Here is a 21135-nt window from a genome sequence, read left to right on the forward strand (position 1 = left end):
TCCTCGCCATCAAAAAAATTCGATACTGGTTTCGACGGGTTTCTGCGGAGCGGCGGGGCGCTGCTCGAGAGCGACGGTTCTCTGCGTTTCGGCGCCGGTCAGGGGGTATTGCCGGGCACGACCGGAGACCGGCCAATATTCAAGCTTGCGTCCGTGTTCTCCGCCGGTCGAGGAACCGACCACCGGAATGCCTTCATCCCTGAGGAACTGCACGGCGAAGGCCGCGTTCTGCTCACCGACATTGGAGAATGTCGAGATCGTCTTCGCGCCGCCGAAGATCTTTGCCTCCAGCCGGTCGCGCCGGGCGCCCTGCTTCAGGAGACCGTTGATCAGCAGTTCCATCAGATGCACGCCGTACCGCGTTGCATCGCCGCCTGATGTCGGCGACGTCGCCGAACCGGGCAGCAGAAAGTGGTTCATGCCGCCGACACCGGCGACAGGATCTCTGAGGCACGCAGCCACGCACGAACCGAGAATGGTCGAGAGGACCGCATTCGGATCGTTCAGAACCTTGTACTCGCCCTGAATGATGTGCACGCGGCGGGCTGCCCCCTCAGTGATCATTTCAGGGCTCCAAACACGGCTTCGATCGCCGCTTTCATCTTCTCGATCGTGAATGGCTTGGCGAGCACGTTGTTGGCGCCGAGCTGAGCCGCCTTCTGCACCAGTGCGCGGTCGCCCTGGGCGGTCAGGATGATGAAGGCCGCCTTCTTGGTGTTGGGGTTGGTGCGCACCGCCTGAAGGAAGCCGATGCCATCCATCTTCGGCATGTTGAAGTCCGAGATCACCAGGTGGTGCGGCTGCTCGGACATGATCTTCATGCCCTGCTCACCGTCGCCGGCCGACGTGATCTGCTTGAAACCGAGCTGGGTCAGCGCGTCACTGAGCAGCAACCGGCTCGTTACCTGATCGTCGACGATCAGAACTTTGATTTTCTCCGCGATCGACATTTATTCGGTCCCTTCCTTTCGGGCGGCTGTCATTTTCAATATTTCTTCACCGATGGCAGACAGCGGCAGCTGCTGCTCAACGGCGCCAAGTTCATGAGCAACCCTTGGCATTCCGTAAACGACACAGGTTTTTTCGTTCTGGCCGAGGGTTCTGGCGCCGGCGTGGCGCATTTTCAACAATCCGGCGGCGCCATCGCGGCCCATTCCGGTCAAAATCACGCCGACAGCGTTGCGGCCCGCCAGTTCCGCGACCGAATCGAACAGCACGTCCACCGAGGGGCGGTGACCGTTGACCGGCGCGCGGTCGATGAGACGGCAGCACGGTGCCGAGGCACCACTGACCTGCAGGTGCCGCTCGCCGCCGGGGGCCAGATAGATCTTGCCGATTTCGAGCCGGGCGCCGTCGGTCGCTTCCTGCACCACCGGCGCACAGAGGCGGTTCAGCCGTTCGGCAAAGCTCTTGGTGAAGGTCGGCGGCATATGCTGGGTGATGACGGTCGGCGGGCAATTCGCCGGAAATTTCTGCAGCACGGCAATGAGTGCCTCGACGCCGCCGGTCGACGAGCCGATCGCGACGATCTTGCGGCCGACGCGGAAGTCGGCGACCGAGGGTGGTGGCGCGACGGCAGCGACGGGCTGGGAATACTGGCGTTGCGTGCGGGCGGCTGCCTTGACCTTCTCGGCGAGGTCGCCGAAAGGCCTGAGTTCGCCCGGCGCCGGCTTGCCGACACAGTCGAACGCGCCGATCTCCAGCGCCGCAAGCGTCGCCTCGGCGCCGCGATGGGTCATCGTGGATACCATGATGACCGGCATCGGACGCAGCGTCATGATCTTTTCGAGGAAATCGAGGCCGTTCATGTTCGGCATCTCGATGTCGAGCGTCAGGACGTCGGGGTTCAGCCGCTTGATCGCCTCGCGCGCTTCCAGAGCGTCGCCGGCCTGGCCGATGACGTTGACCTCGGGGTCGGAACTCAGCACGGCGGTGATCAGGCCCCGCATCGTCGGCGAGTCGTCAACAACGAGAACTCTTGCCGGAGCGCTCATGCCTTCCTCCCGAGACCTTTGGCCGTATAGCGATAGGTCGTGATGCCGATATTGTCGAAGACGTGTTTTGCCTCACCCGAAACACGCTCGGAATGGCCGATATAGAGATGACCGCCCTCCGGCAGCAGACCGGCAAAACGCTGCCAGATCTTCATCTGCGTCGGCTCGTCGAAATAGATGACGACGTTGCGGCAGAAGATGACGTCGAACTTGCCCTTGAACGGCCATTGCGCCATCAGGTTCAGCTCGTTGTAGGTGATCAGCCGCTTCACGCGGTCGTCGACCTGGAACTTCCTGCGGCCCTGCACCTCAACTTCGCTGAACCATTGCTTGCGCATGGCCGGTGACACGGTTTCGAGCGCATTTTCGTCATAGGCGCCGGCGCGGGCGATCGCGAGGATCTTCGGATCGATGTCGGTCGCCAGGATCTTGAAGTCGTAATCGGCGACATTCGGCATCAGCGACAGCACCGTCAGCGCGATCGAATAGGGTTCCTGCCCGTCGGAAGAGGCAGCCGACCAGATGCGCACCCTGCCGCCCGATCTCGCCCGCTGCAGAAGCTCCGGCAGGACATGGTCGCGCAGATGGTCGAAATGGTGGTTTTCGCGAAAGAAGCGGGTAAAATTGGTCGTCAGATGCGAGAGCATCTCGCGGCGCGGCGCAGCACCCGCCGGCGAGGCGACGAGGTCGCAATACTCCCGGAAGCCGGACAGGCCGAGATTGCGGATATGCTTCGACAGGCGCGAATAGACGAGCGACGCCTTCGTCTCGTTGAGGAAGATGCCGGCATCTGAATAGATCATCGCGGCGATCTCAGTGAGGTCGCGGCGCGTCAGCGGATATTCTCCGCTTGCCAGGACCTCGTCGGATCCCTGCCTCTGATCTTTTGCGCCCATTACACTCATGCGGCTTCGCTTTCGGTCTCTGGAAAGAGGGATTCGAGTTCGATCAGGCAGATCATGCGCTTCTCGATGGCGAGAACGCCGCGGGCAAATTGACGCTCGAGTTCGGAGGAGATCTCGGGCGTCGGCTGGATGGTTTCGTCGGTCACCGTCAGGATATCGGAAACGGCATCGACCAGCAGGCCGACAACCTTGCGCCGGACCTGGGCGACGATGATGACATGACGGGCAGTCGGATCGGCCGGCTTCATGCCGAGCCGGGCCGCAAGATCGATGATCGGCAGCACCGCGCCGCGCAGGTTGATGACACCCAGCATATAGCCAGGCGAATGCGGCATCGCGGTTGCCGGGGTCCAGCCGCGGATTTCGCGAACCGACATGATGTTCACGCAAAATTCCTGATCCCCGATGCGGAACGCGATCAGCTCGCGATCCCCCTCGTTCAGATTTTTTACAGTGTACGACATTCCCTTATCCCACCGCTGCTAAAGACATTTCCGCTTTGAGCGACTGGCCGCGCGAGGCGCCGACGACCGCGTCGACATCGAGGATGAGAGCGACGCGCCCGTCACCGAGGATGGTGGCGGCGGCAATGCCCGGCACATGGGTGTAGTTCGCTTCCAGGCTCTTGATGACCACCTGGCGCTGACCCTGGATGGCGTCGACCATCAGGGCGCGCTGGCCGCCGCCTTCGGATTCCACCAGAAGCGCCACGCCCTCGACCGGATTGGCCTGCGTCGCGCGGAAGTTCAGGATGCGGCCGACATCGACCAGCGGGCAGAAGCTGTTGCGGATCGAGATCAGCCGGTGGTTCGCACCGAAGGAGTGGATCGCGGCCGCTTCCGGCTGCAGGGTTTCGACGATTGCCGTCAGCGGCACGACCAGCGTCTGGCCGGCGACGGTGACCACCATGCCGTCGAGGACGGCGAGCGTCAGCGGCAGGCTCATGGTGAAGACCGAGCCGTGACCCGGCTTCGAGGTGATGTTGATGCGGCCGCCGAGCGCCTGGATCGAACGCTTGACGACGTCCATGCCGACGCCGCGGCCGGAGATGTCTGAGATCTTATCGGCCGTCGAGAAGCCCGGCAGGAAGATCAGGTTGTCGATTTCCTCGTCCGACAGGTTGGAATCGGCCGGGATGAGGTCGTTGTCGATCGCCTTCTGACGGACCTTCTCGCGGTTGATGCCGGCGCCGTCGTCGGCAAGCTCGATCAGGATGCGTCCCGAACGATGCTTGGCGGTCAGGCGGACCGTGCCTTCGGTGTTCTTGCCGGCGGCTGCACGCTTTTCGGGCGTTTCGATGCCGTGGTCGACGGCATTGCGGATCATGTGGGTCAGCGGTTCGGCCAGCTTGTCGATGACCGTCTTGTCGACTTCGGTGTTTTCACCTTCGGTGATCAGGCGGATCGACTTGCCGGTCATGTCGGCGATTTCGCGAACGATACGCGACATGCGCTGGAAGACCGGCTTCACCGGCTGCGCACGGATCGCCATGACCGAGTCCTGGATCTCGCGGGTGAGCTGCTGCAACTCCTCGAGGCCCATATTGATCGAGGAGGTGCCGGTCGTATCATTCTCGATGACGCTCTGCGACAGCATCGCCTGGTTGATGACCAATTCGCCGACGAGGTTGATGAGGCGGTCGACACGGTCGAGATCGACGCGGATGGTCTGGCCGGCACCGGCGGCATTGTTCTGGGCGGCGGCACTTGCTGCGGCCGCTGCGGCGGCTGCCGATTCCTTCTTCTCGACGCGGGCGGCGACAATCTGCGTGACGTTGGAGGCAGTCTCGGCGGCGGCAACGGCTGCAGCCGTCTCCTCGGCCCGCGCGTCTCCGGCGGAAACCTCTTCCATTGCGCCCGTTTCGTCCAGGATCGACAGATCGAAGGGAACCGGTACCATCGGCAGTTCGTCGTTGCTGGTCGCGTCAGCCCTTGCTTCTTCGACCGGCTTGACCGTCAGTTCGCAATCCCACTCGGCGAATTCGAAGACGGTGCGGATGGCGTCCTCGCCCTTGTCCGTCTTGATCGTGACGTTCCAGAAGAAATAAGCGCCTTCCGGATCGAGTTCCTCAAGGCCCGGCAGGTCATCCGTATTGCAATAGATCGTCATTTCACCCAGGCGCGAGAGATCACGCAGCAGCAGGGTGGCGTCATTGCCCTTGGAATAGAGCTCGTAGCGCGGCTTGAAGATGACTTCATAGGTCGGCATGCCGCCCGCATCGTCTTCGCCGCCAAAATCGTCGAAGGAAAAGGGGACCGGCTGGAAGCCGCTGTCGTCCGTCGGCTTGGGGGTCGGCGCCGGAGCGGCCGATGCTGCCTTTGCGGCGGCCTTCGGCGCGGGCGCCTCGGCTGACGCAGAGGGAGACGGCAATTCGCCGTTGGCCAGCGCCTCGAGCTCCTTGACGAGGCCGCGGCTGCGGCTTTCATCGACGCTGCCGCCGTCGCGCGCAGCATTCGTCAGGTCGGCGAGCACGTCGGCCGACTTCAGCATCACCTTCAGGACATCCTGGTTCGGCTCAAGCTTGTTGGATCGAACGCAATCGAGAGTGGTCTCGAAGACATGGGCGAAGGCGACCAGATCGTCAAGGCCGAAGGCGCCGGCGCCACCCTTGATCGAATGCACGGCACGGAACACCGCATTGACGGTTTCCGGATCGCGATCGCCATCATTCAATTTCAGAAGACCGGATTCCAACTCGGCGAGCTGTTCCTCGCACTCCTGGAAAAAGATCTCTTTGATTTCGTTCATATCCATAGGAGCAAATCCTGGGTTTAAGCGGTTACACGCTCAATGGCATCGATCAGCTTGGCCGGGTCGAAAGGCTTGACGATCCAGCCCGTGGCACCGGCCTGGCGGGCGCGGTTCTTCTTTTCCGCGTCGCTTTCGGTGGTCAGGACCAGGATCGGGATCGCCCGATATTTCTCGTTGCGGCGGACACCTTCGATGAAGCCGAAACCGTCGAGGCGCGGCATGTTGATGTCGGTCACGATGACGTCGGGATTGGACTCTTCGAGAACCTCGAGGCCCTCGATGCCGTCTTCCGCCTGGATCGTCTCGAAGCCGGCATTGTTCAGCGTCACGAGAAGCATGTTTCGGATGGTGCGGGAATCATCCACGGTCAGCACTTTTTTCTTCATTGCCGAATCTCCTTGGCAAGCAGGTGGTCAATATTGACGCCAACCAGCTGCATGGTTTTCTGAAATGCGTCGGACACCTTGGAGAAGGTGAACGGCTGCTTGTCCTGCTCCCAGGTCTTCTCGGCGGACATCAGAACCTGGGCGCAAAGCGCACCGATCCGTTCGACGCCGGAAGCGTCTATCGAAAGACCGCTACCCCGGAGAGAAAGGAGTTTATCGCGCAAGGCGGAAGCCTCGTTGAGGTCGAGCACCGCTGTCAAATCCAGCGTTTTGCCACTCTTCTTTGCTGCCATCAGCTTTTCCTTGTCCCCTTGTCCCCGGCCCGAAAAGACAGGCTGAGGCAATCATCCGATAGGTTAGTAAACATTCCGCCCACCTCCGACGCTTGCGAAGGGCTGTGGAAGGCCAAAATCTTCATTTTCGTATTCGTCGACGACCGGTGCCGGGCGGGTAGCGCCCTCAAGGGCGCGCGGCGGTGTCACGCGCACCGGCGCCGGGCGCCCGGCAGTGGCGTTTTCCCGGGCGATGCGGAATTCGCGAATCGTCTGGCCGAGCTCGAGAATGACGGTGTGGAGGTGGTCGGCGCCTTCGGCCGAGCGCTCCGCAAGGCCGGCGCTATCGGCCACCTCGCCACCCAGGCCCTTGACGTCGGCTGTCACGCTGTCGAGGCTTGCGGCATGTTCGCCGGTTCGGGTGGCGATGCCTGATATGGCGGCGTTGATGTCGGTGACCTGACGCACGATGCTGCCGATCGAATCCTGTGTGCGGCCAACCATCTGCACGCCGGCATCGACCTGCGCCTTGGTCGTCGTCACCAGGGTTTTGATCTCGCGGGCGGCTTCGGCCGAACGCTGGGCAAGGGCGCGGACTTCCTGGGCGACGACGGCAAAACCGCGGCCGGAATCGCCGGCGCGGGCGGCCTCGATGCCGGCATTCAGCGCCAGAAGATTGGTCTGGAAGGCGATCTCGTCGATCGCGCCGATGATCTGGCCGATCTTTTCGGCCGACTGCTCGATATCGGCCATGGCGCTGATCGCGCGGCCGACGACCTCGCCGCTTTCCTCGACGGCAGCGCGCGTCGTGGCGGCCGCCTGTTCGGCAGCGCGGCTGTCGGCGGCGCCGTCGCGCACACTGCCGGCGATGCCGGCAAGGGCAGCGGCGGAAAGCTGCAGCCGGTCGGCCTGGCCGGACGCCGTGCTTGCAAACTGCCGCGACAGACCCGCAAGTGAGCCCGTCGCCGCTTCGGCCTTGACCGTGCGCTCGGTAATAGTGGTGAATTCGGCCTGGAGGCCATCCAATGCACTGTTCAGCGCGACAGCGATGCCGCCATAGGCGCCGTCGCTGTCGACCGGCGCGCGTCGCGTCAGGTCGCGTGCGGACAGGCCGTCGATGACATCGCCGAAGATCCGGATGATTTCGGCCTCGTTGGCGGCGCGCTGATCGGCGAGCGCGCGCTGCTCCCCGGCGCGCAGCGCATTGAAGCGGAGCGAGACGGCAATTTCCACATCGACCATGACGATGCGGATGATCGCCGTCATCAGGTCGGAGATTTCGCGGGTGCGGCGCTTGGCCGACGGCAGCAGTGGACGGCCGGCGATCTCTTCGGCGAGGCCGGAAACGAGATGCTCCAGCATGACGCCATGGCCGGCCACGTGCCAGCGCGGGTCAAGACCCATCTTGCTTTCGGTATCGGAGAGAACCTTGACGCGCTCGGCATAGAGGCTGTCGAACCGTGCATCCGTCAGCACGTCCCAATGCGAAGATTGCAGATCGTGCAGGCGCTCGACCTGGCGCTCGCTCTCGAAATTGCGCGAGGCGTCTGGGAATGACTGGAACCGGTGGAAGAGATCCCTGAGGCCCGCCTTCAGATGGGCTTCAAGCGCCGGCCGGTTACGGCGCACCAGCTCGCACTGGTCGGCATCGAGACCGGCAAAGCGCAGGCGGTCGCGCAAGCTGCCTGCCTGCGCTCCACGAGCCTGATCTGATGGCATGTCCTGCCTCAACGCCTGTCCCCAACCACTTTCCGGGCGAAAGCCCGGCCAAAAACTTGTGCAGCATCCGATGAACGCGAAGCGTTGAGACGGTCCTCACCACCGGTTACAACCGGCGGAGCGAAGCCCCCTGATCAGCTATGTTTCGGAGCTGTCTGAAGAGATGGATACCGGATCAACCCGGTACGGCGGGACGGCGTCATGCCTGGTGGGAACGAGTGCATCTTCCCATTCCGACGTGTAGACCAATGTTTATGGTTAATTCCTTGCTTGAAGGTTAATAAGCCTTTCGGAGGACAGGCTTTTCAAGCAATTCAAGGCAGTTCGCAGCAAATACTGTTGCGGAGTTGCATGGCTGCTACAAGGCACACGCAAGCTCCGTGTTATATGCCGGTCGATAACCAAGACATGACGTCGACAAGGACAGAGCAATGATTGTTCTCGGATTGGGTGCCTGCTTGATTGCAATGACGCTGCTTGCTGCCGTCGCCCGCCTCGATTCCATCGCCGCAAACCGCGACATCCGCGCCCTTCGGGTGTTCTAAACGCGTCGCAATCTTTCAGATACGCTCCGCGCGCTTTAGGCTTTATTTCCACCATGTCGTTGTCGCAAAACCGCTGCACAGTTTTGCGTGACATGCTTTAGACCCACCCTTCCCGTTGGCAGTCCGGCACCTTTGGTGTATCGCACTCGCGCCTTTCATGTCAGCGGAACTATCGGTTCATGTCCCCCAGATCTGGTCTCCTCATCGTTCTTGGCTTCACGCTCTGGCGCGTCGTCATGCTCAATTTCGATACGACGGACCTTTTCGTCGACGAGGCGCAGTACTGGTTCTGGTCGCAAAACCTCGACCTCGGCTATTATTCCAAGCCGCCGATGATTGCGTGGGTGATCCGGGCGATGACCGAGCTTTCCGGCTCCAACGCCATCTATTGGATCAGGCTGCTCGGACCGCTGATCCACATGGCAGCAGCACTGGTGCTGATGAAGACGGCAAAACGTTTCGTCGGGCCGGAGATCGAAGGCTGGACGGGCGCCACTTACATCACGCTCCCCGGTGTGGCGCTTTCTTCGGTGTTCTTCTCGACCGACGTGATCCTGCTGTTCTTCATCGCGATCGCCTTGCTTGCCTATTTCGGCCTGACGCAGCGGCGCTCGGTCGGGCTGGCGCTCGTCATGGGCCTTGGCGTCGGCCTCGCCTTCCTGACGAAATATGCCGTGCTGTTCGTCGTTCCGGGCGGAGCGATTGCCCTCCTCCTCATTCCGGCGGCCCGCATCGCCATTCGCGATTTCATCATCGCGGTCGCGGTCGCGGCGGTCGTCGCCCTGCCGAACCTCTGGTGGAACCTGCAGCACGACAACACGACGGTGCGACATACCCAGGACATCGCCCATTGGAGCGAACTCGGCATCAATCTCCGTCGCGGGCTTGAATTCTTCTCCGCCCAATTCGGCGTCGTCGGGCCGATCATCTTCTTTGCGATGCTCTGGGCGGTCTACCGGATGATCAGAGGCAGGAGCGACGATCGGGAAAAGATGCTGGTCTGGCTGTCGATGCCGGTCGTGCTGCTCATCACGCTGCAGGCAACGGTCGCCAAGGCCTATGCCAACTGGGCGGTGACCGCCTATGTCGCAGGCACCATCCTTGCCGTCTGGCTGCTCTACCTGAAGTGGCCGAAGGGGCTCAGGCTGTCGCTCACCATCAACGGCATCGCCAGCCTGCTCTTTCCGCTGGCGACGATCTTTCCGCATCAGTTGCTGCTGCCGAACGGCGACGCGCTGATGAAGCGCTATCTCGGCCGCGCCGAGGTCAGCCGCGAGGCCGCAGCACTCGCAGCTCAGGCCGGCACCGACATTATCGTCACCGACAATCGCGACATGGTCGCCGATCTTTTCTATACGCTGCGGGATGCATCCGACAGGATCTATGCGCGAGCGCCCGCCGGCCTTCCGGAAAGCTATTACGAGCAGGAATTCGCTCTGCCCGCCGGCATCACCGGCAAGGTGCTTTTCCTAACGGACGGGGCCTTTACCTGCGCCACCGAGACGCCCGAGGTGCTGAAGAACTGGCAGCCGACGGAGGGCAACTACAAGGGTAAGACGCTTTCCATCTACAAGGTCTCTGCCACCTGCCTGGCGCCCTGAGGTTTCAGCCCGTTTTATGACAGCGCCAAGCTTTTTTCAGAGGCGCGGCGCGGTAACACTTTGTATTGCTGCATCATTTTATTAGGCAGTGGGCAGGCAGAGACCGGTGCCCGTCCCTTCGATCTCCACGAATTTGACGCCGCCTTCCTCGAAGGCGAGGCGCAGCTGCGCCTCCGTCGCACGATGGATGTCGTGGTGCCGGCCCTCGTAATCGCGGATGGTGCTGCGCGAGACGGCGGCCTTTTCAGCAAGGTCTGTCTGGGTCCAGTCCAGCAGGCCGCGCGCCGCGCGGCAGAGAGCGGGAGTGAGAATTGTTTCTCTTGCGCCTTGACCCATGATTTCAAGTTGCCCATATTGGTCGATATAACCCATATATGTCATATTACGAACGGGATTTCCAGATCGGGAGACAATGATGCCACACGATACGCCCTTGATTTCGACAATCGTCGGCGGCCTTGTGCTGGCTTTCATCTTCGGCGCCTTCGCCCATCGGCTGCGGATGCCGCCGCTCGTCGGTTATCTGATCGCCGGCGTGCTCGTGGGGCCACATACGCCGGGTTATGTGGCAGATCAGAACCTTGCGCCGGAGCTTGCCGAAATCGGCGTCATCCTGCTGATGTTCGGCGTCGGGCTGCATTTCTCCCTGAAAGACCTGCTGTCGGTGCGCGGCATCGCCGTGCCGGGCGCGATCGTGCAGATCGCTTTTGCGACATTGCTCGGCTGGGGGCTCGGCGCCTTCATGGGCTGGTCGACCGGCGGCAGCCTGGTCTTCGGCCTGGCGCTTTCGGTCGCTTCCACCGTCGTGCTGCTGAAGGCGCTGCAGGAGCGGCGCCTGGTCGAGACGGAGCGCGGCAGGATCGCCGTCGGCTGGCTGATCGTCGAGGATCTCGCCATGGTGCTGGCGCTGGTGCTGATCCCGGCCGCAGCCAGCATCGGCGGTGAGGGTCACGCTCCCGTCGAGCCGCTGTCGGCCGCGCTGAGCCGCCTGTTCGGCCTCGATCTCGGCATCGGCGGCATGATCGCCATGACGCTGGTGAAGGTGGCGCTGTTCGTGGCGCTGATGCTGGTTTTCGGCCGCAAGCTCATTCCCTGGACGATGCACCGCATCGCCCATACCGGTTCGCGCGAACTCTTCCGGCTGGGCGTCCTGGCGATCGCGCTCGGCGTCGCCTTCGGAGCGGCGAAGCTCTTCGGCGTGTCGCTGGCGCTCGGCGCCTTCTTTGCCGGCATGGTGCTTGCCGAAAGCGAGCTCAGCCATCGCGCCGCACAGGAAAGCCTGCCGCTGCGCGACGCCTTTGCCGTACTGTTCTTCGTCTCGGTCGGCATGCTGTTCGATCCGAACATCCTGATCGACAAACCGCTGCCGATCCTTGCCACCATCTTCATCATCGTCATCGGCAAGTCCGTCGCCGCGCTCCTCATCGTGCTCGCCTTCAAGAAGCCGCTCAGTACGGCGCTGACGATTTCGGCCAGCCTCGGCCAGATCGGCGAATTCTCCTTCATCCTCGCCGCCCTCGGCGTCGAACTGGGGCTGCTGCCGGAGGAAGGCCGCGATCTGATCCTTGCCGGCGCCATCATCTCGATCATCCTCAATCCGCTGCTGTTCTTCCTTTGCGACCGCATGCGGCCGCTGCTGGATGGTGCAAAGCGGGAAGATGTCGTGGCAGACCCTGCTCCCGCTGCAGATGCGATAGCGGCGCAGGAGGAGATGCCGCCCGAAGACGACGAGGTGCACCCGACCGCTCTCAGCGGCCACGCCATTCTCGTCGGCTACGGGCGGGTTGGCAGCATCGTCGGACAGAATCTCAAGTCGTCAGCCACACCTTTTCTCGTCATCGAGGACTCCGACAAGCGCATCGGCGAACTGAAGGCGCAGGGTATCGAAACTCTGTCGGGCAATGCGGTGATGCGGGAAACGCTCGACCTTGCCAATCTCTCTGGCGCCCGCAGCATTGCCATCGCCATCCCGAACGCCTTCGAAGCCTGCCGCATCATCGAGCAGGCCCGCAGCGTCAATCCATCGATCCTCATCGTCGCCCGCGCCCATTCCGACGCCGAGGTCGATGAGCTGAAGCAATATGGCGCCGACACCGTCATCATGGGCGAGCGTGAAATCGCGCTTGGCATGGTTGACCGGCTCGCTCAAGTGCATCATGAGAGTGTGCCCTATGAAGACGGGCATGGGCCTGATACAATTATGCCGACGGATGACCCTCCGCCGGAAAGAGAATGAGAGATTGGCGCGCTTTTGAGCCGATACGGGAGTGACATCGCCGGGACGGAGAAGATGGAGCTGGACCAGCGCCGTCTGACGAGCCGTATCGCCGCTTCCCTCCTCGTCGCCGTCCTTGCCTATCTCGGCCTGCTTTTCGGCGGCAATCTGGCGATCTCGCCGACCGCCGCCGCCAATGCGCTTTCCTCTTCCGATCGGGATTCGCAGCCGCCGCAGCTGACTGCGCGCGATGCCGTGCGCGGGCTGCTTGCCACTGAACGCAAGCTTGCACCGAAGCAGGCGGCGCATGACGCCGGACCGCTTGCCCTTGCCGCCGCCCCGGCTGTCGATTTTTCCGGCTGGACCATGGCCGCGCCTTTTCCGGCATTTGAAGCTTCGCTTCATGCCGCAGTCTCCAGGACCCATCAGCCGCGCGCACCGCCGGTCGCTGCCTGACGCTCGCGCCGATCGGCGCTTCCGACCATTGACGACATGCCGCCAGCGCCCGAGCGCCGGCCCTCGATATCAAGGAATACAATATGCGTACTTCACGATGGCTGGTGGTCACCTATACGGTGATCATCCTACTCGGCCTATTGATCGCCCTACCGAACGTCCTGCCGCAATCCGTCCTCCAGCGCGTGCCGGCCTGGCTGCCGCATGAGCAGGTGTCGCTCGGCCTCGACCTTCGCGGCGGTTCGCACCTCGTTCTGGAAGTCGACGAAGCCGACCTTACCAAGGAGCGGCTGCAATCGCTGCTTCAGGACGCGCGCCGCGTGCTGCGCGAAAAGGGCATCCAGCCGAAAGCCGTGGTCCGCAGCCAGAACCAGATCGTCGTGACGCTCGCCGATGCCTCACAGAGCGATGCTGCCGTCACCGAACTCAAGACGCTTGCCAACCCGATCAGCACCGGCCTCAGCGCCGGTCAGGCGGATCTTGATGTCACGGCGAACGGCGCCACCATCACCATCGGCTTCTCGCGGGCCGGCATCGCCGCCAATGTCGACAATGCCGTCCAGCAGAGCCTCGAAGTCATCCGCCAGCGCGTCGACCAGGTCGGCGTCTCCGAGCCGACCATCCAGCGCATCGGCGCCAACCGCGTGCTCGTCCAGCTTCCGGGCGCGCAGGATCCCTCGCGCCTGCGCGAACTTCTCGGCTCCACCGCCAAGATGTCGTTCCATATGCTGTCGCCGAACAATGCGCCCGGACCCGGCGTGACCATGCTGAAGGACGATGAAGGCAGGTCCTATCCGGTCCTCGACCGCGTCGAAATCTCCGGCGACCGCCTTTCGGATGCCCGCGTCAGCTTCGACCCGAACACGCGTGAGCCGATCGTCAGCTTCCGCTTCGACAGCGCCGGCGCCCGCCGCTTTGCCGAGATCACCCGCCAGAACGTCGGCAATCCCTTCGCCATCGTCCTCGACGACAAGGTGCTGAGCGCGCCTGTTATCCGCGAGCCGATCACTGGCGGCTCCGGCCAGATCTCGGGCAGCTTCTCGGCCGACAGCGCAACGACGCTGGCCGCCATGCTGCGCGCCGGCGCCCTGCCCGCCAAGCTGACGGTCATCGAGGAACGCACCGTCGGCGCCGACCTCGGCGCTGACGCCATCAAGATGGGTATTTATTCCGGCCTCGTCGGCTTTGCTCTCGTCGCACTCTTCATCTTCGTTCTCTATGGCACCTGGGGCATCCTGGCGAATGTGGCGCTGCTGATCCACACGATCCTAACCTTCTCGGCACTGACGCTGGTTGGCGCGACGCTGACGCTGCCGGGCATTGCCGGTGTCGTGCTCGGCATCGGCCTTGCGGTCGACGCCAACGTTCTCATCAACGAGCGTATTCGTGAAGAGACCCGCAAGGGCAAGGGCGCCTTTGCCGCCATCGATACGGGCTTCCGCCGTGCCTATTCGACCATCATCGACGGCAACATGACGGCCCTGATCGCTGCGGCCATCCTGTTCTTTTTCGGCTCCGGACCGGTTCGCGGCTTTGCCGTGACCATGGCGCTCGGCCTGATCATCTCGATGTTCACATCGGTCGCCTTCGTGCGTGTCGCGATGATCGAGATCACCCGCCGCCGCAAGCTCAAGGTGCTGAACATCCGGCCGTTGATCCCGTTCAGCCCCTATGACAAGCACATCGAGTTCATGAAGGCCCGCTTCTTCGGCGTCACCGTCTCGGCGCTGCTTTCGATTGCCTCCGTCGTGCTCTTCATTCATCCCGGTCTCAACTACGGCGTCGATTTCCGCGGCGGCATCCAGATGGCCGTCAAGACCCAGGGCACGGCCGATCTTGCGAAGTTCCGCGAAGGTCTTGATAGTCTCGGCCTCGGCGAAATCACGCTGCAGTCCTTCGGCGACAAAAGCAGCATTCTCGTTCGTGCCCAACGGCAGGAAGGCGGCGAAGAGGCGCAGACGGCAGCAGTGACCAAGCTGAAGGCCGAAGTCGCCAAGATCGATCCGACCGCCACCGTCGAAGGCACCGACGTCATCGGCCCGAAGGTCAGCGGCGAGCTTGCCTGGGCCGGCATCCTGTCGGTGGTGATCGCCAGCTTTGCAATGCTCATCTATATCTGGGTGCGGTTCGAATGGCCGTTCGCCGTCGGCGCCATCGTCACGCTAGTGCTCGACGTCACCAAGGCGATCGGCTTCTTCGCGATCACCGGCCTCGACTTCAATCTGACGGCGATCGCCGCCATCCTGACGCTCGTCGGCTACTCGGTGAACGACAAGGTCGTCGTCTATGACCGCATGCGCGAAAACATGCGGCTCTACAAGTCGATGCCGTTGCGCGAGATCATCGACAAGTCGATCAACGAGACGCTGGCGCGAAGCCTTTACACCAATGCGACGGCCTTCCTCGCGCTGGTGCCGATGGCGATCTGGGGCGGCAGCGCGGTTTCGAGCTTCGCGATCCCGATGGTCTTCGGCATTCTCGTGGCCGGCGCCTCGTCGATCTTCATCGCGGCACCCATCCTGCTCTTCCTCGGCGACTGGCGCCGCCGCCATGCCAAGGCGGCAACGGCAACCGATGAGGCAGTCGAGATCATTCCGCCGGAACAGGGTCGCCCGCGCAAATCCGCCAGCTAAAATCCCGTTAACGCATCCTTGAAGAGGGCGCCGGTTGCAGAGCCGGCGCCCTCTTTCTATTGTCGGCTATTGCATTATGTGCCAATTCAAGGTGTTACAGCGTCTTTCGCGCGTCTCAAAAGACGCGCGGCGCTGTCATTGAGATCGGGGAAGCCGCCAGATGTCATCCGACCCGACAAGACCGCCGGAAACCACCGTTGCCAGTGACAGCGAGGAGCGCATCAAGCGTTTTCTCGCGACCGCTTCGCACGACCTGCAATCGCCGCTCCGCCATATCGCCATGTATGCCGAACTGCTGCTCGACGATCTCGAGGAGACGCTCGACGGCGAACAGCTTCAGAGCCTGCGGATGATCATGGAAAAGGCGCAGACGGCGCAGCGCCTCACCAAGGCATTGATGAGCCTTGCCGGCGGCACACCCCAGGTGACGCCTGAAGAGGTCGATCTGCAGGCGCTCGCCGAAAATGTCTGGGGCGAACTGACCGACGAGACGGCGGTCGGCGAGGCGACGCTTGAAAGCGACGGCCTGCCCTCCATCCGTACCGACCCTGCCCTCTTCGGTCTGGTGCTGCGGCATCTGCTGACCAATGCCCTCATGTATCGCAGCGAAGCGCCGCCGCATGTGGCCATTGCCGCGGAGCGCGAGGGGACGGACTGGTTCATCCGGATTTCCGACAACGGCACGGGCATCGATCCCGCCTATCGGGAGCGGATATTTGAGCCTTTCTGGAAATTGCCGAAGCCCGGAACGGTCCAGGGCGCCGGTCTCGGATTGACCACGACGCGGGAGTTTCTGACGGCGCTCGGCGGCGATATCAGCCTCGAACATTCGGATGAAAGCGGCAGCCGCTTCATCATCCGCCTTCCCATCGCTTGAGATCAGATGCTGTAATCGTCCTTCCAGAAATCCGGGACGTCATAGGTCACATATTCGCGAATGATGTGTTGCAGCGTCTGGGCATCGATTTCGTCCTTGCCGATGCGGAAATCGACGCCGTAATCCGGGAATTCCTGGAAATAACCGCCCGATATATCGGTCGAGACGACGCCGATCGGACCGGTGTAACCGATGCCGCGCAACTCCGGCACCGTGTCGCGGAAATCGGCATTGGGCAAAAGGCGATTGTCGAGCAGGATGAGATCGAAGCGCGCCGCGCGGATCTTTTCCAGCGCGTCACCGATCGATTGCGAATATTCAACCTCGACGGCCGGCTCGGAGAGATCGGCGATCTTCTTCTTGAGCGCGCGGAATTCGATGAATTCGTCGTCGACAAAGAGAACCTTTACGGCATTCCTCCGGCCCGTTTCGGTGATCATCGTCTCATTTCCCCAATCCCGAAACCAACTTCACGAAACCAAACCATTCCTCAAGGCGATCGCCACCATATGAACGCGGTTCACAGCGTCAAGTTTGCGCGCGGCCGCGGTGATGTGCGAATTGACCGTATGTTCGGAAAGACCGAGAATGATGGCGATTTCCGCCGACGTCTTGCCTTCGCTCGTCCATTTGACGATTTCCGATTCGCGCTGGGTCAGCCGTCCGGACATTTCCGGCGTCAGGATTTCCTCGTAGAGCTTGTCGAAAATGCGCATGGCGTCGAGAAGCATGTCGGCGATCTCACTCTGATCCGGCTCCTGACGCTCGCCGCTGAGCACGAGACAATATCGCCGACCTTCCGGCGTGAACAGCGGGATGAAGAGAAAGACGCCGCCGAGGAACTCGTTGAAAACAAGATCGGACGGATAATCTTCCGGCTGTGCGCTCCTGCCATGGACCGGCGTGGCCAGGAACTGGGCGGTCTTTGCCCGGACGGTGCCCAGCGCTTCCTTCAACGTCGTGATGAAAAGGCCGACACGCCGCTCGGCAACATTGGTGATGACGATATCGCGTTCACCGAAAGGGGCCGAAGCCTCGGAAATGCGGGCCAGCGCGAAATTATCGAAGTTGTAATGCTGTGCCGCCGATTTCAGCAGACGGAAAAAATCGGTGCGGTTGATCGCCCGGCTCAGCTCCGGTCCGGCATGAAAGGGAATTGCCGGGGCATTGTTCATTCCCACTCTTCCTCTCCTCCCGCCAATGCCTCTAATCCCGAAATCTTGGGATATACGTCTTAAACGCGAAGAGCTACAAAAATTGCGAGACGATTGATGAGAGATATCGAAAACGGGGACTTTCGATATGTAAGGCGGAAATCATCAATTATCTCAACGACAGGTGATGCACGGGCAGATTTTACTGAGGGGCAGTAGTTCTTACCTGGGTATCGTATTCTTCCTGCATTCAACATCCATGAATGCGAGAAGGCAGTGCCAGACGTAAGCGCGAGAGAGCCGATAGACCCATTCAGCTAAGGGGTTGGCTGATGTTCGTGGCGGCGAACGCGGGTTGATCGGTTCTCTCAGCGCTTATTTTGCGTTCCATATTCTTCGCTTCGGTTGCATCTTGTGATGCGTCCTCGACCTTGTCAATTGCGGTTTGTCAGATGGCTTGGACGAATGGTAGGGAATAGGGCATACGGCTTTCGCCGTTTTCTACATCTCAAGATTGAGAATGATCTTGGCAAGGTCAAGTGGCTTTTCCAGATAGACATCGGCGCCGGCATCGAGTGAGCGCGCGCGGTCCTCGGCAGCATCCGATCCGCTGCAGATAGCAAGCCGCATCGCCTTGAAACGATCATCCAGGCGCAACCGAGTGATCAGGCCGATTCCGCTATCGAGCGGCATGTAGAGATCGGCGACCAGCAGATCGGGCGAGGTCTTGCCTTCCGCCGCGCGCGTCTCCAGTGCCTCCAGCGCCAATTCGGCGGTCGAAAAACAGAATAGATCGACGTCTAACTGCTGTTTTTTGCTCATATAGTCGACATAGAAGAGGTCATCCTTGCTATCGTCGACATAAAATAGGGTGGTCATCTAGCACCGTTATCTGGATATTGTTCGAATGAACCTCGCTGTCCTTCGACATCACCATACCGCGGTTCCACTAAAATTCGATATACCTCATCGCAGATCATTTCGCAAAAAGCGCGGCACCGCCCTGCCTTGCCTATTGAGTATTCCTCGATTTCGGAAAAGATGGCCGCGCAAACCGAAGGAGGACACACGGGTGCAGGATCAGGGCAACGTGGACCTGCAGGACCAGCCAAGGCGGCACTACCGTGCCTTTGCGATAGCCGTCGGCTGCCTGATGTTGCTTCTCGGCGTAACGGCGCTTACCGGCTGGCTGCTGCAGATCGAGATTGTCATTTCGCTGGTTCCCGGCTTTCCATCGATGGCCTTCAATACGGCGCTCTGCTTCGTGCTTTCCGGCGTGGGACTTGCCACTTCGACACTCGCCGCCCGCCGTTTTCGAGCAACGGCGGCGATCACGGCGGGGCTTGCGGCGGCGATCGCCGCTGCCCGGCTCGTGGAAATCGTCATGATCGGGCGAACTTTTCACAATGTCGACGTGTTGATCTCGCGCTTCCTGGTTTCGCCGGATTTCATCGCGGAGATCGGCGGCGGCATGGGGCCGAACACGGCGCTGGTCTTCCTGATCGCCAATCTCTCGCTGCTGCTCTCGCTCCAGGTGGAGAGGTCCAGAAGCCAGGTGGTGCAGGAATTGACGAGCTACGTCGTCATCACGCTCGGCATGATCGCGCTGGCCAGCTATGTCACCGATGCCGAACAGGGCTACCGCTGGGGACCCTATGCGGCGATGGCGCTGCATACGGCGGTCGGCATGGTGATCTTCGGCTCCGGGCTTCTCGCCCGCTCCTGGTGGATGCAGCCGGCAAACCGGGCGCAGATCCCGCTGTGGATCCCGGCTGCGGTCTGCTTCACCGGCCTTCTCGTCGATCTCTATACGCCGCTGGGTGTCGCCAACGGCATTCTCTATGTACCGCTGGTGCTGACGGCGCTCTGGTTCGGCAACAGAAATGCGCCGCTTTTCTTCGCCTTTGCCTGTACCGTGCTCCTGATGCTCGGCTTCTTCGCCGTCAAGCACGACGAGGCGGGGTTCTGGCAGGAGATCGCCAACCGCACCATTACGGCTGCCACGCTTTGGCTGATCGCGCTCTTCGTCTTCTATTTCATGCGCAACACCCATCATCTGGAAAGCGAGCGTGTCCGCTTCGGCGCGCTGGTGCGCGGCACGCCTGATGCCGTCGTCGTCATCGACGAGCGTGGAACGATCAAGAATTTCAATCCGGCGGCTGAAAGCATGTTCGGCTACTCCCCGCAGGAGACGATCGGCAAAAACATCAAGATGCTGATGCCCGAACCCTACCATTCCGAGCACGACGGCTATCTCGCGCATTACCGGCAGACCGGCGAGGAGCGCATCATCGGCACGACGCGCATGGTCTCCGGACGACGCAAGAACGGCATCGTCTTTCCGATCGATGTTTCCATCAGCGCCGTCGTCACCGGCCATACGAAAACCTTCGTTGGTATCGTGCGCGACATCAGCGAGCGCGTCCGGCAGGAAGAACGGATGAAAACGACGCTTTCTCAGCTCGAGGCCTATACGGCCGAGCTCGAGCGCAGCAACCACGACCTCGATGAATTCGCCTATATCGCCTCGCATGATCTCAAGGAGCCGCTGCGCGGCCTGCACAACCACTCCCGCTTCCTGTTGGAGGATTATGAAGACAAGCTCGATGCGGACGGCGTGCGCCGGCTGAACCGGCTCGTGCGTCTCAGCCAGCGCATGGAGAAACTCGTCAACGAGCTTCTTTATTTCTCCCGGCTCGGACGCCAGCAGCTGGCGGTCAAACGCACCGATATCGGCCTGATCGTCAAGGATGTCGTCGCGACGATGGAGTTGCTGCTGGAGGAACGGCACGCCAAGGTCATCATCGACGGCCGGCTGCCGGAGGTGGTCTGCGATGCGCCGCGGTTGACCGAAGTGTTCCGCAATCTCATTACCAACGCGATCAAATACAACGATAAACCGGCGCCGCTCGTCTCGATCGGCTATCTTGACCGGTTCGTCGGCAAGGACGGCACGGTTGCCCGCAACGTGTTTTTCGTTAAGGATAACGGCAAGGGCATTCCGCAGGAATTCCACGAGGATATTTTCCGCATTTTCAAACGGCTGGAAAAGTCGCAGGATTCCGACGACGGGACCGGAGCAGGCCTCACCTTCGTTCGCAAGATCATCGCGCGGCACAATGGCGATATCTGGCTGGAATCCGAGGTCGGCACCGGCACGACATTCTACTTCACTCTGGGAAAAAAGCGCGAGGGGCAGAATGCAGCAGCGTGATACGCAACCGATCCTGATCGTCGAGGACAGCGAAGACGATTTCGAAGCGACGATGCGCGCCTTCAAACGCACCAATCTGCGCAACTCGATCCGCTGGGCGGCCTCCGGTCAGGAAGCGCTCGACATGCTTGCCGAGATGGTGCCGAAACCGGGGCTGATCCTGCTCGACCTCAACATGCCGGGTCTTGACGGCCGCAAGACGCTGGAGGCGATCAAGTCGAACGCCGGCTGGCGCAAGATCCCGGTGGTGATCCTCACGACCTCCGACGACGAACGCGATATCGAAGGCTGCTATGCGCTCGGCGCCAATACATATGTGCAGAAGCCGGTGGATCTCGACGGGCTCTTCGCCGCGATCCAGCGGCTGAAGGAATACTGGTTCGAAATCGCGATCCTGCCACTCGAGGACTGAC

The 21135-nt window shown here is 61.6% G+C and carries 20 protein-coding genes; 7 read left to right on the forward strand and 13 right to left on the reverse strand.

The features are described from left to right. Positions 1-9: 9 nt before the first annotated feature. The 9 genes from cheD to FFM53_RS09725 form a co-directional block, all read right to left on the reverse strand. Positions 10-564, reverse strand: coding sequence for a chemoreceptor glutamine deamidase CheD (cheD, locus tag FFM53_RS09685; protein ID WP_003545509.1), 555 nt, complete (start codon positions 562-564; stop codon positions 10-12). Further along, positions 561-950, reverse strand: coding sequence for a response regulator (locus FFM53_RS09690; protein ID WP_062942457.1), 390 nt, complete (start codon positions 948-950; stop codon positions 561-563). Before FFM53_RS09690 ends, cheD begins: the two co-directional genes overlap by 4 nt. Continuing rightward, a complete protein-coding gene (gene cheB, locus FFM53_RS09695) occupies positions 951-1994 on the reverse strand; it encodes a protein-glutamate O-methylesterase CheB (RefSeq protein WP_017958976.1) in 1044 nt (347 codons plus the stop codon). Continuing rightward, a complete protein-coding gene (cheR, locus tag FFM53_RS09700) occupies positions 1991-2899 on the reverse strand; it encodes a protein-glutamate O-methyltransferase CheR (protein ID WP_017958975.1) in 909 nt (302 codons plus the stop codon). Before cheR ends, cheB begins: the two co-directional genes overlap by 4 nt. Continuing rightward, positions 2896-3363: a chemotaxis protein CheW gene (locus FFM53_RS09705; RefSeq protein ID WP_003545496.1), complete on the reverse strand. Its 468-nt coding sequence runs from the start codon at positions 3361-3363 to the stop codon at positions 2896-2898. Before FFM53_RS09705 ends, cheR begins: the two co-directional genes overlap by 4 nt. A 4-nt stretch (positions 3364-3367) precedes the next feature. Continuing rightward, on the reverse strand, positions 3368-5653 hold the full coding sequence (locus FFM53_RS09710) for a chemotaxis protein CheA (protein WP_138388099.1): 2286 nt from the start codon (positions 5651-5653) through the stop codon (positions 3368-3370). Positions 5654-5670: 17 nt separating this feature from the next. Then, a complete protein-coding gene (gene cheY1, locus FFM53_RS09715; protein WP_003545492.1) occupies positions 5671-6036 on the reverse strand; it encodes a chemotaxis response regulator CheY1 in 366 nt (121 codons plus the stop codon). Beyond that, positions 6033-6329, reverse strand: coding sequence for an STAS domain-containing protein (locus tag FFM53_RS09720; RefSeq protein WP_003545491.1), 297 nt, complete (start codon positions 6327-6329; stop codon positions 6033-6035). The genes cheY1 and FFM53_RS09720 overlap by 4 nt, the downstream gene beginning before the upstream one ends. Positions 6330-6392: 63 nt before the next feature. Next, positions 6393-8027 (reverse strand): globin-coupled sensor protein, encoded by a 1635-nt coding sequence (locus FFM53_RS09725; RefSeq protein WP_138334385.1) that lies wholly within the window; start codon positions 8025-8027, stop codon positions 6393-6395. Between the two features lie 724 nt (positions 8028-8751). On the opposite strand from FFM53_RS09725, the gene FFM53_RS09730 reads away from it, so the two are divergent. Continuing rightward, positions 8752-10173 (forward strand): ArnT family glycosyltransferase, encoded by a 1422-nt coding sequence (locus FFM53_RS09730; RefSeq protein ID WP_138334386.1) that lies wholly within the window; start codon positions 8752-8754, stop codon positions 10171-10173. Between the two features lie 81 nt (positions 10174-10254). Here the strand turns inward: FFM53_RS09730 and FFM53_RS09735 are convergent, their stop codons facing one another. Beyond that, positions 10255-10554 (reverse strand): helix-turn-helix transcriptional regulator, encoded by a 300-nt coding sequence (locus FFM53_RS09735; RefSeq protein WP_138334387.1) that lies wholly within the window; start codon positions 10552-10554, stop codon positions 10255-10257. Positions 10555-10588: 34 nt separating this feature from the next. On the opposite strand from FFM53_RS09735, the gene ybaL reads away from it, so the two are divergent. From ybaL to FFM53_RS09755, 4 genes are all read left to right on the forward strand, one after another. Continuing rightward, complete coding sequence (gene ybaL, locus FFM53_RS09740) at positions 10589-12409, forward strand: YbaL family putative K(+) efflux transporter (RefSeq protein ID WP_138334388.1); 1821 nt, start codon at positions 10589-10591, stop codon at positions 12407-12409. Positions 12410-12463: 54 nt separating this feature from the next. Beyond that, a complete protein-coding gene (locus tag FFM53_RS09745; protein ID WP_138334389.1) occupies positions 12464-12844 on the forward strand; it encodes a hypothetical protein in 381 nt (126 codons plus the stop codon). Between the two features lie 83 nt (positions 12845-12927). Then, positions 12928-15477: a protein translocase subunit SecD gene (gene secD, locus FFM53_RS09750; RefSeq protein ID WP_138388100.1), complete on the forward strand. Its 2550-nt coding sequence runs from the start codon at positions 12928-12930 to the stop codon at positions 15475-15477. Between the two features lie 160 nt (positions 15478-15637). After that, on the forward strand, positions 15638-16354 hold the full coding sequence (locus FFM53_RS09755; RefSeq protein ID WP_138334391.1) for a sensor histidine kinase: 717 nt from the start codon (positions 15638-15640) through the stop codon (positions 16352-16354). Between the two features lie 2 nt (positions 16355-16356). On the opposite strand, the gene FFM53_RS09760 is transcribed toward FFM53_RS09755, so the two are convergent. The 3 genes from FFM53_RS09760 to FFM53_RS09770 form a co-directional block, all read right to left on the reverse strand. Then, complete coding sequence (locus FFM53_RS09760; RefSeq protein WP_138334392.1) at positions 16357-16794, reverse strand: response regulator; 438 nt, start codon at positions 16792-16794, stop codon at positions 16357-16359. Positions 16795-16824: 30 nt separating this feature from the next. Continuing rightward, positions 16825-17529: a helix-turn-helix transcriptional regulator gene (locus FFM53_RS09765; protein ID WP_138334393.1), complete on the reverse strand. Its 705-nt coding sequence runs from the start codon at positions 17527-17529 to the stop codon at positions 16825-16827. A gap of 480 nt (positions 17530-18009) precedes the next feature. Continuing rightward, the gene (locus FFM53_RS09770; RefSeq protein ID WP_138334394.1) at positions 18010-18387 is read right to left on the reverse strand and encodes a response regulator; all 378 of its coding nucleotides are present in this window, start codon (positions 18385-18387) and stop codon (positions 18010-18012) included. Positions 18388-18415: 28 nt separating this feature from the next. Here FFM53_RS09770 and FFM53_RS09775 point away from each other — a divergent pair, with 28 nt between their 5' ends. Then, on the forward strand, positions 18416-20722 hold the full coding sequence (locus FFM53_RS09775; protein WP_173883568.1) for a sensor histidine kinase: 2307 nt from the start codon (positions 18416-18418) through the stop codon (positions 20720-20722). Then, entirely contained in the window at positions 20709-21134 is a 426-nt protein-coding gene (locus FFM53_RS09780; protein WP_003545468.1) for a response regulator, read from the forward strand. Before FFM53_RS09775 ends, FFM53_RS09780 begins: the two co-directional genes overlap by 14 nt. Position 21135: the final 1 nt, after the last annotated feature.

Origin of the sequence: Rhizobium indicum, assembly GCF_005862305.2 — a bacterium.
Taxonomy (GTDB): domain Bacteria; phylum Pseudomonadota; class Alphaproteobacteria; order Rhizobiales; family Rhizobiaceae; genus Rhizobium; species Rhizobium indicum.

Bases quoted from the DNA above. Each gene is read 5' to 3' on its own strand.
- ybaL (WP_138334388.1), top strand. From the start codon at position 10,589: ATGCCACACGATACGCCCTTGATTTCGACAATCGTCGGCGGCCTTGTG.
- FFM53_RS09710 (WP_138388099.1), bottom strand. From the start codon at position 5,653: ATGGATATGAACGAAATCAAAGAGATCTTTTTCCAGGAGTGCGAGGAA.
- FFM53_RS09765 (WP_138334393.1), bottom strand. From the start codon at position 17,529: ATGAACAATGCCCCGGCAATTCCCTTTCATGCCGGACCGGAGCTGAGC.
- FFM53_RS09775 (WP_173883568.1), top strand. From the start codon at position 18,416: ATGAACCTCGCTGTCCTTCGACATCACCATACCGCGGTTCCACTAAAA.
- FFM53_RS09745 (WP_138334389.1), top strand. From the start codon at position 12,464: ATGGAGCTGGACCAGCGCCGTCTGACGAGCCGTATCGCCGCTTCCCTC.
- cheD (WP_003545509.1), bottom strand. From the start codon at position 564: ATGATCACTGAGGGGGCAGCCCGCCGCGTGCACATCATTCAGGGCGAG.
- FFM53_RS09690 (WP_062942457.1), bottom strand. From the start codon at position 950: ATGTCGATCGCGGAGAAAATCAAAGTTCTGATCGTCGACGATCAGGTA.
- cheB (WP_017958976.1), bottom strand. From the start codon at position 1,994: ATGAGCGCTCCGGCAAGAGTTCTCGTTGTTGACGACTCGCCGACGATG.
- FFM53_RS09755 (WP_138334391.1), top strand. From the start codon at position 15,638: ATGTCATCCGACCCGACAAGACCGCCGGAAACCACCGTTGCCAGTGAC.
- FFM53_RS09770 (WP_138334394.1), bottom strand. From the start codon at position 18,387: ATGACCACCCTATTTTATGTCGACGATAGCAAGGATGACCTCTTCTAT.
- secD (WP_138388100.1), top strand. From the start codon at position 12,928: ATGCGTACTTCACGATGGCTGGTGGTCACCTATACGGTGATCATCCTA.
- FFM53_RS09760 (WP_138334392.1), bottom strand. From the start codon at position 16,794: ATGATCACCGAAACGGGCCGGAGGAATGCCGTAAAGGTTCTCTTTGTC.
- FFM53_RS09720 (WP_003545491.1), bottom strand. From the start codon at position 6,329: ATGGCAGCAAAGAAGAGTGGCAAAACGCTGGATTTGACAGCGGTGCTC.
- cheY1 (WP_003545492.1), bottom strand. From the start codon at position 6,036: ATGAAGAAAAAAGTGCTGACCGTGGATGATTCCCGCACCATCCGAAAC.
- cheR (WP_017958975.1), bottom strand. From the start codon at position 2,899: ATGAGTGTAATGGGCGCAAAAGATCAGAGGCAGGGATCCGACGAGGTC.
- FFM53_RS09735 (WP_138334387.1), bottom strand. From the start codon at position 10,554: ATGACATATATGGGTTATATCGACCAATATGGGCAACTTGAAATCATG.
- FFM53_RS09730 (WP_138334386.1), top strand. From the start codon at position 8,752: ATGTCCCCCAGATCTGGTCTCCTCATCGTTCTTGGCTTCACGCTCTGG.
- FFM53_RS09725 (WP_138334385.1), bottom strand. From the start codon at position 8,027: ATGCCATCAGATCAGGCTCGTGGAGCGCAGGCAGGCAGCTTGCGCGAC.
- FFM53_RS09780 (WP_003545468.1), top strand. From the start codon at position 20,709: ATGCAGCAGCGTGATACGCAACCGATCCTGATCGTCGAGGACAGCGAA.
- FFM53_RS09705 (WP_003545496.1), bottom strand. From the start codon at position 3,363: ATGTCGTACACTGTAAAAAATCTGAACGAGGGGGATCGCGAGCTGATC.